This window comes from Methylobacillus flagellatus KT, assembly GCF_000013705.1.
In the GTDB taxonomy this organism is placed as follows: domain Bacteria; phylum Pseudomonadota; class Gammaproteobacteria; order Burkholderiales; family Methylophilaceae; genus Methylobacillus; species Methylobacillus flagellatus.
This window is the reverse complement of the sequence record NC_007947.1, coordinates 1,107,076-1,120,023: the sequence shown is the minus strand read 5'-3', so window position 1 is coordinate 1,120,023 and position 12,948 is coordinate 1,107,076. Positions and strand designations below refer to the sequence as shown.

The 12,948-nt window shown below is 54.5% G+C and carries 13 protein-coding genes; 11 read left to right on the top strand and 2 right to left on the bottom strand.

Annotation, left to right across the window (positions count from 1 at the left end):
• Positions 1 to 22 precede the first annotated feature (22 nt).
• The 7 genes from cmk to MFLA_RS05455 all read left to right on the top strand — a co-directional run bounded on the left by cmk (position 23) and on the right by MFLA_RS05455 (position 5,513).
• On the top strand, positions 23 to 703 hold the full coding sequence (gene cmk / locus MFLA_RS05485; protein WP_011479293.1) for a (d)CMP kinase: 681 nt from the start codon (positions 23 to 25) through the stop codon (positions 701 to 703).
• 90 nt (positions 704 to 793) lie between these two features.
• The gene (gene rpsA, locus MFLA_RS05480; RefSeq protein WP_011479292.1) at positions 794 to 2,503 is read left to right on the top strand and encodes a 30S ribosomal protein S1; all 1,710 of its coding nucleotides are present in this window, start codon (positions 794 to 796) and stop codon (positions 2,501 to 2,503) included.
• A 12-nt stretch (positions 2,504 to 2,515) separates the two neighbouring features.
• The gene (locus MFLA_RS05475; protein WP_011479291.1) at positions 2,516 to 2,803 is read left to right on the top strand and encodes an integration host factor subunit beta; all 288 of its coding nucleotides are present in this window, start codon (positions 2,516 to 2,518) and stop codon (positions 2,801 to 2,803) included.
• Between the two features lie 103 nt (positions 2,804 to 2,906).
• Entirely contained in the window at positions 2,907 to 3,164 is a 258-nt protein-coding gene (locus MFLA_RS05470) for a LapA family protein (RefSeq protein WP_011479290.1), read from the top strand.
• 73 nt (positions 3,165 to 3,237) lie between these two features.
• Positions 3,238 to 4,401 (top strand): lipopolysaccharide assembly protein LapB, encoded by a 1,164-nt coding sequence (lapB, locus tag MFLA_RS05465; RefSeq protein ID WP_011479289.1) that lies wholly within the window; start codon positions 3,238 to 3,240, stop codon positions 4,399 to 4,401.
• Positions 4,398 to 5,096 carry an orotidine-5'-phosphate decarboxylase gene (pyrF, locus tag MFLA_RS05460; protein WP_011479288.1) on the top strand — a complete coding sequence of 233 codons (699 nt, stop codon included), beginning with the start codon at positions 4,398 to 4,400 and terminating at the stop codon, positions 5,094 to 5,096. Before lapB ends, pyrF begins: the two co-directional genes overlap by 4 nt.
• Positions 5,097 to 5,213: 117 nt before the next feature.
• Positions 5,214 to 5,513 carry a ComEA family DNA-binding protein gene (locus MFLA_RS05455; RefSeq protein WP_011479287.1) on the top strand — a complete coding sequence of 100 codons (300 nt, stop codon included), beginning with the start codon at positions 5,214 to 5,216 and terminating at the stop codon, positions 5,511 to 5,513.
• A gap of 59 nt (positions 5,514 to 5,572) precedes the next feature.
• Here the strand turns inward: MFLA_RS05455 and metG are convergent, their stop codons facing one another.
• On the bottom strand, positions 5,573 to 7,651 hold the full coding sequence (gene metG / locus MFLA_RS05450) for a methionine--tRNA ligase (RefSeq protein ID WP_011479286.1): 2,079 nt from the start codon (positions 7,649 to 7,651) through the stop codon (positions 5,573 to 5,575).
• 112 nt (positions 7,652 to 7,763) lie between these two features.
• Here metG and apbC point away from each other — a divergent pair, with 112 nt between their 5' ends.
• Positions 7,764 to 8,852, top strand: coding sequence for an iron-sulfur cluster carrier protein ApbC (gene apbC, locus MFLA_RS05445; RefSeq protein ID WP_011479285.1), 1,089 nt, complete (start codon positions 7,764 to 7,766; stop codon positions 8,850 to 8,852).
• A 62-nt stretch (positions 8,853 to 8,914) separates the two neighbouring features.
• Here apbC and pgl read toward each other — a convergent pair whose 3' ends face one another.
• Positions 8,915 to 9,622 (bottom strand): 6-phosphogluconolactonase, encoded by a 708-nt coding sequence (gene pgl, locus MFLA_RS05440; RefSeq protein ID WP_011479284.1) that lies wholly within the window; start codon positions 9,620 to 9,622, stop codon positions 8,915 to 8,917.
• A 148-nt stretch (positions 9,623 to 9,770) separates the two neighbouring features.
• Here pgl and gnd point away from each other — a divergent pair, with 148 nt between their 5' ends.
• The 3 genes from gnd (at position 9,771) to dcd (ending at position 12,863) form a co-directional block, all read left to right on the top strand.
• The gene (gnd, locus tag MFLA_RS05435; protein ID WP_011479283.1) at positions 9,771 to 10,682 is read left to right on the top strand and encodes a phosphogluconate dehydrogenase (NAD(+)-dependent, decarboxylating); all 912 of its coding nucleotides are present in this window, start codon (positions 9,771 to 9,773) and stop codon (positions 10,680 to 10,682) included.
• A 63-nt stretch (positions 10,683 to 10,745) separates the two neighbouring features.
• Positions 10,746 to 12,224: a glucose-6-phosphate dehydrogenase gene (gene zwf, locus MFLA_RS05430; protein WP_011479282.1), complete on the top strand. Its 1,479-nt coding sequence runs from the start codon at positions 10,746 to 10,748 to the stop codon at positions 12,222 to 12,224.
• A 72-nt stretch (positions 12,225 to 12,296) separates the two neighbouring features.
• A complete protein-coding gene (dcd, locus tag MFLA_RS05425) occupies positions 12,297 to 12,863 on the top strand; it encodes a dCTP deaminase (RefSeq protein ID WP_011479281.1) in 567 nt (188 codons plus the stop codon).
• Positions 12,864 to 12,948: the final 85 nt, after the last annotated feature.

Below are 12,948 nucleotides of genomic sequence, written 5' to 3'. Positions count from 1 at the left end.
ACCGATTATCTCCGCACTGCCAATGACTGACATGCAAACCTCTGCCGTACCCGTCATCGCCATCGATGGCCCCTCCGCCTCCGGCAAGGGGACCGTGGCCCAGCGCGTAGCAAAGGCCTTGGGCTACCACTACCTGGACTCGGGCGCCATCTATCGCATCGCCGCGCTGGCAGCACTCAGGCGCGGCATCAGCTGGCAGGATGAAGCCGCGCTGGCAAAGTTGGCGCAAGAGTTGGATATCTGCTTTTTGGACGATGAAATCTACCTGGATGGCGAAATCATCACCGAGGCTGTACGTACTGAAGAAATCAGTCGTGGTGCATCAGAAGTTGCTGTTCATCCTGCCCTGCGCCGCGCACTCCTCAATCTGCAACAGAGTTTCCGCAAGGCACCAGGCCTGGTTGCAGATGGCCGGGATATGGCCACGGTCGTCTTCCCTGATGCACAAACCAAGATATTTCTTACTGCCAGCGCGGAAGTCAGGGCTGAGAGGCGTTATAAACAGTTGATAGAAAAAGGAATCCATGCTAATCTCGCGGAAATCTTGCAGGATTTGCAAACCCGCGATGCAAGGGACAGCCAAAGAGCCGTTGCGCCGCTGCAAAAAAGCGAGAGCGCGAGGTTGCTGGAAACCAGCGACCTCAGCATAGACCAGGCAGTCGAGGCTATTCTGGATTATAGCCGAGCTGACGCTGGAAAATAAGCTTTCAGTATGAGTGCCGTGAATCTCACCGGTTCATGGTTTTTTTTAATTTGACCCGCTGCACGGCGGGATTATCTGGATATTTTTTTAATGACTAACCTTTCAACCACAACCTCCTCCATGGAAAGCTTCGCAGCCCTGTTCGAGGAAAGCCTGGCTCGCCAGGAAATGCGCTCCGGTGAAGTGATCACCGCTGAAGTTGTCTCCATCGATGACGACTTTGTCATTGTCAACGCTGGCCTGAAGTCCGAAAGCGTGATTCCCGCTTCGGAGTTCCGCAATGATCGTGGCGAACTCGAAGTGAATGTAGGCGATTTCGTTAAAGTCTGCATCGAATCCCTGGAAGATGGTTATGGTTCCACCAAACTTTCCCGCGAAAAGGCCAAGCGCCTCGCGGCATGGCAAGAACTCGAAGAAGCGATGAACGAATCCCGTATCATCAAGGGCATGGTCAATGGTCGTGTCAAGGGTGGCCTGACCGTCATGGTCAACAGCATTCGTGCATTCCTGCCAGGCTCACTGGTTGACCTGCGCCCTGTGAAGGACACCACGCCTTTCGAAAACAAGGAATGGGATTTCAAGGTCATCAAGCTGGATCGCAAGCGCAATAATGTTGTGGTTTCACGCCGCGCTGTACTGGAAGAAACCATGGGCGCCGACCGCGAAGCCCTGCTGGAGTCATTGAAAGAAGGTGCAGTGGTCAAGGGCATCGTCAAGAATATTACCGACTACGGTGCGTTCGTCGACCTGGGTGGTATCGACGGCTTGCTGCACATCACCGACCTCGCATGGCGCCGCGTCAAGCACCCATCGGAAGTATTGACCGTTGGTGAAGAAGTCGAAGCCAAAATCCTCAAGTTCGATCAAGAGAAAAACCGCGTTTCCCTGGGCATCAAGCAACTGGGCGATGACCCATGGGTTGCCTTGGGCCGCCGCTATCCAGTCGGTACCCGCCTGTTCGGCAAGGTCACCAATCTGACCGACTACGGTGCATTCGTTGAAATCGAACCAGGCATCGAAGGTTTGGTACACGTTTCCGAAATGGACTGGACCAACAAGAACGTCCATCCTGCCAAGATTGCTCAGCTGGGTGACGAAGTAGAAGTCATGATTCTGGAAATCGACGAAGACCGTCGCCGCCTCTCCCTGGGCATGAAGCAATGCCAAGCCAACCCATGGGATGACTTTGCTGCCACCCACAAGAAGGGCGACAAGGTTAGCGGTCAGATCAAGTCCATCACCGACTTCGGCGTATTCATCGGTCTGCCTGGCGGCATCGACGGTCTGGTTCATCTGTCCGACCTGTCATGGAACCAGCCTGGTGAAGAAGCAATCCGCAACTTCAAGAAGGGTGATGAACTCGAGGCAGTGGTGCTTAGCATTGATGTTGAGAAAGAGCGCATCTCTCTGGGCGTCAAGCAACTGGATAGCGACCCATTCAGTGCTTACACCGCACTGAACGACAAGGGTGCTATCGTCAAGGGTACTGTCAAGTCCATCGAGGCCAAGGGTGCCGTGATTGCGCTGGACAACGAGGTTGAAGGCTACCTGCGCGCTTCCGAAGTTTCCCGTGACAAGGTGGACGACATTTCTACCGTTCTCAAGGAGGGTGACGAGATCGAAGCCCGCATCACTAATATCGACCGCAAGAACCGTTCCATCGCTCTTTCCATCAAGGCGAAGGATATTGCCGATGAAGCTGATGCGTTGCAAAAGTTCAGCAATGATGCCGGATCTGCTGGCACTACCAATCTTGGTGCATTGCTGAAGGCCAAGCTCGACGGCAAAAACAACGAGTAAGGTCATAGCGTCATGACCAAATCGGAGTTGATTGCCAACCTGGCTGCACGCTTTCCGCAACTGGTCGTCAAGGATGCAGAACTTTCCGTCAAGACGATTCTTGACTCCATGACGGAGAATCTTGCTTCTGGTGAGCGTATTGAAATCCGTGGTTTCGGTAGCTTCAGTCTGAACTACCGTCCACCGCGGCTAGGACGCAACCCCAAGACTGGTGAAAAAGTGCAGGTACCTGAGAAACACGTACCTCATTTCAAGGCAGGCAAGGAATTGCGTGAGCGTGTAGACGGCAACAGCAATTAAGCACGCAGACTGCTGTGCTGGGAAAAACGGTAGCATCGATGATGCTACCGTTTTTTTACATTAAATCCTGCACGCTTCGGCAATGCTTGGGTAAAATTGAGCCATGCGCACCTTATATACCGTACTTGGCGTTTTGCTGTTCATCCTACTGCTCGGGTTTGCCTTCAAGAACGCGGAACCCGTCGAGCTAGCCTATTATCTGGGCTACTCCTGGAAAGCACCGCTTTCCCTCATGCTTCTGGTGACATTTTTCAGCGGCATCATTGCAGGCGTCGTTGCCTGCCTGGGCTCGTTGATTAGCCAGCGCCGCAAGCTGCTTGCTCTGGAAAAAGAAATCAAGAACCTCAAGATGACCAAATGACAAGCACATGACTTGCAACGTCATCCTTCTAGTTAGATGCCTGTCGTGCTGATTACAGGCCTGGAAACCAACCATGGAATTTGAATACTGGTGGCTGCTCGCCCTCCCCCTCTTCTTTACGCTCGGCTGGCTGGCCGCACGCGTGGATATCAATCAGCTGCTCACCGAATCCACGACTTTACCCGCAGCCTATTTCAAAGGCTTGAACTTCCTCATCAGCGACCAGCACGATAAGGCGATAGAAGCCTTCATCGAAGCGGTGCAAGCCAATGCAGACTCCATGGAACTGCATTTTGCCTTGGGCAGCCTGTTCCGCCGCCGCGGTGAAGTAGACCGTGCAATCCACCTGCATCTCAGCCTGCTGGAACGCAAAGAATTACCGGACCAGCAAAAGCAGGCCGTCATGGCAGAACTGGCGCAGGATTATCTCAAGGCAGGCCTGTTTGACCGCGCGGAAGAGCTGTTTACCTCATTGCACGACAGCCGTTACAAGCAGACCGCCTTGCGCGCGCTATTGGAAATCTATATCCGCGAGCGGGAATGGCATCATGCGATCAAAAGTGCGGTAGAGCTTGAACGACTGTCTGGTATTTCTTTCCGCAAGGAAGTAGCCCAGTTCCACTGCGAAATCGCAATGAAGGCTATCCTTGAACACGATGTCCATAGTGCACGCCATGCGCTGGACACAGCGATTGAAGCCGATAAGGGCTGCGTCCGCGCCAATATCATGCTGGGCGATCTCGAAGCTGGCGCAGGCAACCACAAACAGGCTATTTCCTTCTGGAAGCGCGTCGAATTCCAGCGGCCTGAATATCTCGGACTTGTCGCCCCAAAGCTGCTCAACAGCTATAAGGCGTTAGGCAATCTGGATGAGGGCATCACCCTGCTGAAGGGCTACCTGCAGACATACAAGCTTCCGTCTATTCTCAACCTGGTCTATGAAACCACCTTGAGCGAAGAAGGCGCTGCCAGCGCTGAAAAGCTTGCACGGGAAGAACTGCGCCGTAAACCTAGCCTGCAAGCCCTGGATCAGTTTCTGCGTGCGCAATCGCTGCTGGAAGGCGCCAACCAGCAGGATGCCTTGCTGATGCAACAAACCGTGCGTTATGCCATTGGCAATCGTAGCGCACACTATTGTGACCAGTGCGGCTTCCGCGCCCGCAACTTCCACTGGCAGTGCCCCGCATGCAACGCGTGGGAATCTCTCTCTCCCGAAACCAAAGAATCCGCCGTATGACCGACCCAAAGATCATTGTCGCCCTTGATTACCCTGATGCTGCACACGCCCTGGGGCTAGCCCGCCAGCTTGATCCAGCATTGTGCCGGGTCAAGGTAGGGAAGGAATTGTTCACCGCTGCTGGTCCGCAGCTAGTGGAGGCATTAATCAAGCTCGGCTTTGGCGTGTTCCTAGACCTCAAGTTTCACGACATCCCCAATACGGTCGCCAAGGCTTGCGAAGCAGCAAGCAAGCTGGGCGTATGGATGCTCAATGTGCATGCTTCTGGCGGTAGCCAGATGATGCAGGCTGCACGCGAGGGCGTAGCGCGGAGTGGCCACGCTCCATTGCTAATTGCAGTGACGGTATTGACCAGCATGAACCAGGAGGAGCTGTCCGAGCTGGGAGTGAATGCCCCGATCGAGCAGCATGTATTACACTTGGCAAGACTCAGCCAGCAGGCAGGCCTGGATGGTGTCGTCTGTTCTGCCCAGGAGGCTCCAGCACTGCGCCGGGCACTGGGTCATGATTTTTGCCTGGTGACGCCTGGTATCCGCCCTGCGGACGCCGCGCTCGACGACCAATCCCGCGTGGTGACGCCCGCCAGGGCGCTTGCCATGGGCTCCAACTACCTGGTGATGGGCCGTCCCATCACCAGGGCAGCCGACCCACTAGCCACACTGGATCAAATTCGGGAATCAATCCTAGGAAAATAAGGAAAAACACTCACAAAAAAACTATACTTTCCACCAATAGCTCATGCTCAACATGAAGCATATGATGTTCTGGCCCTGGAATGAAAGGGCAATTCCATCATATCTAAGGAGAGCATCATGAAGTCTTTGTTGTTTGCAGTCCTCGTGTTGTTTGGGTTGACATTCAATGCCATGGCGGCGGTTGACCTCAACACTGCCTCTGCGGTGGAACTGGAATCAGTGAAAGGCATCGGCCCAGCAAAAGCCCAGGCAATCATTGATTACCGCAAAGCGAACGGCAGTTTCAAATCGGTGGACGACTTGGACAACGTAAAAGGGTTTGGTAAGAAAAGCATAGACAAGCTGCGTAGTGAGGTTTCCGTCGGCAAAACGCCCAAGGCGGAAAAAACAACCACGGCGAAAAACGACAAAAAATAAGCACCACGCAAAAAAACAAAAGCCCCGTCACCGGGGCTTTTTTCATCTGGCAATTTATTTTACTTAACGCGCATCCCTGGCTGGGCGCCACTATCCGGCGATAGGATGAATGGCCCTCCTCGCTCGTCACTCGCAGCGAGCACCATGCCCTCCGACAAGCCGAACTTCATCTTGCGCGGCGCAAGGTTAGCCACCATCACCGTCAGACGCCCCTTCAGGCTTTCAGGGTCATAGGCGGACTTGATGCCTGCAAAAACTTGACGCGGCCTCTCCTCGCCAATATCCAGACTCAGCCTGAGTAATTTTTCAGCGCCCTCGACATGCTCGGCATTGGCGATGCGCGCAATACGCAAATCGACCTTGGCGAAATCATCGATCGAGATGTAAACACTTTCCGGTGTCGCTTCCGAAGCAACCTGTTTTTGTTCTGGCACGACAGCAGCGTGGGTTTGCAGCGACTCCTTATTCGCCTCGACCATGGCCTCCACATGCTTGGGGTCAATGCGGGTGATCAGGTGCTGGTAAGCCTGTATCTGGTGGCCAGCTGGCAGCGGGCGGTCAATATCCGCCCAGGTCAATGGGTCGATCTTGAGAAATTTCTCGACAGCTTGCGCCAATCCAGGCAATACCGGCTTGAGGTACAAAGTGAGTAGGCGGAACATTTCCAGGGCGACAGAACAGACTGCATGCAGCGCTGCCGTTTGCTCCGGCTGCTTTGCCATGTCCCACGGGGCATGCTCTGCCACATAGGCATTGGCCTTGTCCGCCAGTGCCATGATGTCGCGCACCGCACGTGCGGTATCCCGGTTTTCAAAGCTCTCGCGGATACTGTCGGCAGCAGCACGCAATTCAGCAATCACCGCGTTCTCGCCCACGGTACCCAGCTTGCCGTCAAAGCGTTTGGCAATGAAGCCGGCAGTACGGCTGGCAATATTGACGTATTTGCCCACCAGGTCGCTATTCACGCGTGCGACGAAGTCCTCCAAGTTGAGATCGATATCCTCCATGCTGCCGTTGAGCTTGGCTGCGTAGTAATAACGCAGGTACTCGGGATTCTTGACGTGGTCAAGATAACTGCGCGCGGTAATGAAAGTGCCGCGCGACTTGGACATTTTCTCGCCGTTGACGGTCAGGAAGCCGTGAGCGAATACCTTCGTCGGCTGGCGATAACCAGAAAACTTCAATGTGGCGGGCCAGAATAACGCATGGAAATACAGGATATCCTTGCCGATAAAGTGGTATAGCTCGGCCTGGCTGTCTGGCTTCCAGTACTCATCGAAATCCAGGCCCTCACGCGTTGCGAGATCCTTGAAACTGGCCATGTAGCCGATAGGCGCATCCAGCCAGACATAGAAATACTTGCCGGGCGCATCGGGAATCTCGAAGCCGAAATACGGCGCATCACGGGAGATATCCCAGTCCGACAAGCCTGAGGCAAACCACTCCCCCATCTTGTTGGCCGCTTCCGGCTGCAGGGTGCCGGAACGCGTCCATTGCCTGAGAAAATCCTCGCACTCGCTCAGTTTGAAGAAATAATGCTCGGTTTCCTTGCGTACCGGCGCCGCGCCTGACACTGCGGAATAAGGTGCGATCAATTCCGTCGGACTATATGTCGTACCGCAGGACTCGCAGGAATCGCCATACTGATCCTTGGCATGGCATTTGGGGCATTCTCCCTTGATGAAGCGGTCAGGCAGAAACATATGCTTGACCGGGTCATAATACTGCTCAATCGTGCGCGTCGCGATCTTGCCATTCGCTTTCAGCGCGCGGTAGATCTGGCTTGCCAATTCGCGATTCTCCTCGGAATTGGTGGAATAATAATTATCGAAAGCCACGAGGAAATCACTGAAATCAGCATAGTGCTCGGCATGGACACGGCGTATCAGTTCCTCCGGCGTGATGCCTTCCTTTTCCGCACGCAACATGATGGGCGTGCCATGGGTATCATCGGCACAGACATAGTGTACGGTATGCCCTTGCATCTTCTGGAAACGTACCCAGATGTCGCTCTGCACGTACTCCACCATGTGACCAAGGTGGATGCTGCCGTTTGCATAAGGCAAGGCAGAGGTAACCAGCAATTTTCGTGGTGCGCTCCAAGCGTTGGCAGGGGTATTTCCGGTTCCGGGCATCATTCTCTATAGCAAGCAACAAAAGGAATCTCGCATTCTAACAAACTGCCACGGTTTCACATAAGCAATCCTCATAAGCTAGAATGTCCATTCAACGAATCCGCAGGAAAACCTTATGCCGCTTACCGAATCCCTGGTACAGGACGCCCTTCGCTCAGTGATTGACCCCAACACCGGCAAAGACTTCATCAGCAGCAAATCCGCGCGCCAGATTACCATTGCCGGCAGCCATGTTTCGGTCGAGATCTTACTCGATTATCCCGCGAACAGTATCCTCGGAGAAATCAGGGATCTGGTAACACAGGCTTTAGCAGCCTTGCCTGGAGTAGAGAATGTGACAGTCGGCGTCACCAGCCGCATTGTCTCCCATGAAGTACAGCGAGGCGTTCAGCTTATCCCGAACGTCAAGAACATCATTGCCGTCGCTTCCGGCAAAGGCGGGGTCGGGAAGTCCACCACGGCGGTCAATCTGGCACTGGCACTGGCCGCAGAAGGCGCGCGCGTCGGCATACTCGATGCCGATATTTATGGCCCCTCCCAGCCGCAAATGCTGGGCATTTCGGGCAAGCCGGAAAGCGCCGACGGCAAAAGCATGGAGCCGTTAGAGCGCTACGGCGTGCAAGCCATGTCCATCGGCTTCCTGGTGGATATCGACACCCCCATGGTCTGGCGTGGCCCGATGGTTGTCGGCGCACTGGAGCAATTATTGCGAGACACCCGCTGGAAAGACCTGGACTATCTGGTAGTCGACCTACCCCCGGGGACCGGCGATATCCAGCTTACCTTAGCGCAGAAAGTACCGGTCACCGGCGCCATCATTGTCACCACGCCGCAGGACATTGCCCTGCTGGATGCCCGCAAGGGGCTCAAAATGTTCGAGAAGGTCGGCATTCCCATTCTCGGCATTGTCGAGAACATGAGCACGCATATCTGCTCGCAATGCGGACATGAAGAGCACATATTCGGTTCCGGGGGTGCAGCCCGGATGTGCGCCGACTATGATGTAGAACTGCTAGGCAGCCTGCCACTGGACATCCGCATCCGCGAAGAGACTGACAGCGGCAAGCCAACAGTAGTTGCCGACCCTGCAGGCCAGGTTGCCGGCATCTACAAGTCCATTGCCCGCCGTGCCGCAGTCAAGTTGGCCAACCTGCGTCAAGACCACAGCAGCAAGTTCCCCAATATCGTGATCCAGAACACTTAGCGTTTTTGAGCAAGAAGGCTCTCTCGTGGACCTTGAGCTCCTAAAAAAACGGCATATATCCGTTACAAGTTAACGCCGAAGATATAGACATCCACCCCGTTCTTGGGCTTGATCAGGCTGGCCGGAATCGGCTCGCCGCGGCGCCAGTTGTCCACGGCTTCCTGCTTACCCGCGCCGGTCACGAAGAATATGACCTCCCGCGACTGACTAAGGCGTGCAGCCGTAAGGGAAACCCGCTCTGGCGGCGGCTTGGGTGCACCAAACACCGGCACTGCGGACTGTGTATCATCCCAGGTATGGCCTGGGAATAGGCTGGCCGTGTGGCCATCTTCCCCCAAGCCCAGCAACACGAGATCAAACTCTCCCACCGCTGCCAATGTCTGATTGTACGCATGTGCCGCTTCCACCGGGCCACGTTCTGCTGGGATATCGTGAATCTGGGATGAAGGGATGGCCACATGCTTGAGCCAGGCTTCATGCGCCATCAAACTGTTGCGCTCTTCATGCTCGGGTGGCAGGCAACGATCATCACCATAGAACACATGCCACTTGCTCCAGTCGGTATCGATCTTCGGTAGCAACTGGTAGATGCTCTTGGGCGTACTACCGCCCGCGAGCACAATGCTGAACTTGCCGTGACCGGCGATAGCGTTGCGCGCGGCTTCCTCGATATGCTTGACGGCACTGCTGTATAACGCTTCCTGCGCCGTGTACACTTGCCATCGGCTTACCTGATCATTAATCATCAGGGACTGTGTTGTATTTTGCATGATATAAAACCTTCACGTTATAATTACCGGGCTATATCTTGAGAATTCTAACATTATCAACCCCCACCCATCTCAATCTCAATGGCCTTGCCCAAAAGGAAGCGCCACGGAGTAAAGATGGCATGATCCTCATCAAGGAAAAAATTCAATGAAACTTGCAATTATCGGCTTGGGAAAAATGGGCGGCAACATGGCACGCCGTCTCCTTAAACATGGCATCGAAGTCGTAGGCTTCGACTTTAATCAGGATGCGGTCAACCAGATTTCCCTGACTAACGGCATGATTCCTGCCAGCTCTGTCGAGGATGCTGTCTCCAAGCTGTCGGGGGAACCCCGGAAAATTGTGTGGATCATGCTGCCTAGCGGCGACATCACCGAAAACCAGATCAAGGACCTTGTCCCCTTGTTGAGCAAAGGCGACATCATCGTTGATGGCGGAAACTCGAATTACAAACATAGTCAGCGCCGCGGCGCTTGGCTGGCCGAGCACGGCATTGAATTCATTGACTGTGGTACCTCCGGCGGCATCTGGGGCCTAGATAATGGCTACTGCCTGATGTATGGCGGGAGCAAGGATGCTGCCGATGCCGTGGTGCCCATCATGCAGGCGCTCGCACATGCAGATCGCGGCTGGGCGCATGTCGGACCAGTCGGCTCCGGCCACTTCACCAAGATGATCCACAACGGGATTGAGTACGGCATGATGCAGGCATTTGCCGAAGGCCTCGACCTGCTCAAGGGCAAGGAAGAGTTCAACCTTGACCTCGCGCAGATCACGGAGCTTTGGCGCCATGGTTCTGTCGTCCGCAGCTGGCTACTCGACCTGACAGCGGAAGCGCTGGCGCACGATCAGGAGTTGTCCGCGATTGCACCATACGTTGCAGATTCCGGCGAAGGCCGCTGGACAGTGGTCGAGGCTGTTGACCAGGGTGTTGCCGCCCCTGTGCTGACCCTGGCATTGCAAATGCGCTTCGCCAGCCAGGAGGATACTGGCTACAGCTACAAGCTGCTATCCATGATGCGCAACGCCTTTGGCGGACATGCCGTCAAAACCAAGTAAGCAATGCGACGGCCATGTCCCCTGCATGGTCGTCATGACCAACCCAAAATTAGAGAACACTGAATGAAAGTCATAGACCCCTGTACCCTTGTTCTGTTTGGTGCGAGCGGCAACCTCTCCCGCATCAAGCTCATGCCTGGACTATTCCGTCTTGACCAGGCTGGTCGCCTGCCTGAGAAAATGGCCATCCTCTCCGTTGGCCGCAGCCAGGTTTCTCGCGAGGACTGGCTTGCAGACATCAAGAGCATGCTGGATGCCAAGTTCCCCAAGGGCTATGACCAGGCAGTGTTCAAGCGCTTTATCGAGCGCCATCATTACCATGCCAATCCGCCTGATGACCCCAGCTCCTTCACCCGCCTGAAGGAAACCTTATCGGACGAGGCTATCTTCCCGCAAAACTTGGCCTATTTCCTTTCTGTACGGCCATCTGATTTTGCAGCGATTGTTGACCAGCTCGCCAGCGTTGGATTGACCGAGGAAGGCAAATACTGGCGTCGCGTTGTCGTCGAGAAACCATTCGGCACTGATCTGAAGAGCGCTCAAGAGCTGCAGTCCTCGATCACCAAGCACCTCAAGGAAAGCCAGATATACCGCATTGACCACTACCTTGGTAAATCCGCCTTGCAGAACATCATGCTGCAACGTTTTGCCAATACCATCCTCGAACCTTTGTGGAACAAGGACTACATCGATCATGTGCAGATCACCAATACCGAACAACTCGGGGTTGGCGAGCGCACCCAGTTCTACGATGCTACCGGCGCGCTGCGCGACATGATTCAGAGCCATGTGTTACAGACATTGGCGCTGACCGCCATGGAACAACCAGCCTCGCTGAATCCGGACGACATCCGCGCCGAGAAGATCAAGGTCCTGGAAGCCATTCGCCCTATTCCGGTCGACGAGCTGGAAAAATACGCATTCCGCGCACAATATTCGTCCGGTGAAATCAAGGGTGAAAAAGTGCCTGGCTATCTGGAAGAACTCGGCGACGACAGCAGTGTGGTGGAAACCTACGCCGCGCTCAAGCTGTTCATCGACAACCCACGCTGGGAAGGCGTGCCATTCTACATCCGCACGGCCAAGCGCCTTCACGAGGCAGATACCCGCATTGCGATCCGCTTCAAGAAAGCACCGCTGCAACTGGGCAACGGGCAGGATCAGAACTGGCTCATCATCGGCATCCAGCCGAGAGAATGCATCAAGTTTGAAATCCAGTCCAAGATTCCCGGCTTGGATATCGCGACCCGCACGATTGAGCTCGACGGCGCCAACCGCCAGGAAGGTGATGAAACCATCGATGCTTACGAGGCCCTGCTGCTGAACCTAATGGAAGGGGATAACTCGCTCTACCTGCACATCAGCGAAGTGGAAGCCCAGTGGCGCTTAGTGGATCCTGTCATCGAGGCTTGGGCCAAGGACCGCAAGCCTGTACACCAGTATCCTGCCGGCAGCAGTGACCCTGAAGCGTCCAAGGTCATATTCGAGCATGAGGACCAATTCTGGCGCTACAGTATTGCGCTGGGTGGCGATAAAAAATAATTTCATCTTAAATGACGAACCAAAGCGGAGTGCATACACTCCGCTTTTTGTCTTTCAGCGAAAGAGATTGCAATGAGCATTAAATCCGATAAATGGATACGCCGCATGGCAGCACAGCATGGCATGATCGAGCCGTTCGAGCCCAACCTGATCCGCCAAGTGAATGGCGAGAAGATCGTCTCCTATGGCACCTCGAGCTATGGATACGATATCCGTTGCGCAGATGAGTTCAAGGTCTTCACCAACATCAACAGCACGATTGTCGACCCCAAGAATTTCGATCCCAACTCATTTGTCGAATTCAAGAACGATTTCTGTATTATCCCGCCTAACTCATTTGCCCTGGCCCGTACGGTTGAATACTTCCGCATTCCGCGCAGCGTTCTGACCGTGTGTCTCGGAAAATCCACTTATGCGCGCTGCGGGATTATCGTCAACGTTACCCCGTTCGAGCCCGAATGGGAGGGCTATGTCACACTGGAATTCAGCAATACCACCCCGTTGCCGGCCAAGATTTATGCGGGAGAAGGCTGCGCCCAGGTGCTCTTTTTTGAGTCTGACGAAGAATGTGAAATTTCTTACAAGGACAGGGGTGGCAAATACCAGGGCCAGGTAGGAGTCACCCTGCCCAAGATCTGACCGCAACGCACGCTTCGCGGTCATATGCATCGCGAGTGATTATGCTATATTGCGCTTTTTTTAATGAGGGGTCTGTTGCCATGTT

Coding starts and splice junctions, on each gene's coding strand:
- MFLA_RS05470 (WP_011479290.1), top strand. CDS start 2,907: ATGCGCACCTTATATACCGTACTTGGCGTTTTGCTGTTCATCCTACTG.
- rpsA (WP_011479292.1), top strand. CDS start 794: ATGACTAACCTTTCAACCACAACCTCCTCCATGGAAAGCTTCGCAGCC.
- pyrF (WP_011479288.1), top strand. CDS start 4,398: ATGACCGACCCAAAGATCATTGTCGCCCTTGATTACCCTGATGCTGCA.
- MFLA_RS05475 (WP_011479291.1), top strand. CDS start 2,516: ATGACCAAATCGGAGTTGATTGCCAACCTGGCTGCACGCTTTCCGCAA.
- metG (WP_011479286.1), bottom strand. CDS start 7,651: ATGATGCCCGGAACCGGAAATACCCCTGCCAACGCTTGGAGCGCACCA.
- MFLA_RS05455 (WP_011479287.1), top strand. CDS start 5,214: ATGAAGTCTTTGTTGTTTGCAGTCCTCGTGTTGTTTGGGTTGACATTC.
- lapB (WP_011479289.1), top strand. CDS start 3,238: ATGGAATTTGAATACTGGTGGCTGCTCGCCCTCCCCCTCTTCTTTACG.
- cmk (WP_011479293.1), top strand. CDS start 23: ATGACTGACATGCAAACCTCTGCCGTACCCGTCATCGCCATCGATGGC.
- pgl (WP_011479284.1), bottom strand. CDS start 9,622: ATGCAAAATACAACACAGTCCCTGATGATTAATGATCAGGTAAGCCGA.
- apbC (WP_011479285.1), top strand. CDS start 7,764: ATGCCGCTTACCGAATCCCTGGTACAGGACGCCCTTCGCTCAGTGATT.
- dcd (WP_011479281.1), top strand. CDS start 12,297: ATGAGCATTAAATCCGATAAATGGATACGCCGCATGGCAGCACAGCAT.
- zwf (WP_011479282.1), top strand. CDS start 10,746: ATGAAAGTCATAGACCCCTGTACCCTTGTTCTGTTTGGTGCGAGCGGC.
- gnd (WP_011479283.1), top strand. CDS start 9,771: ATGAAACTTGCAATTATCGGCTTGGGAAAAATGGGCGGCAACATGGCA.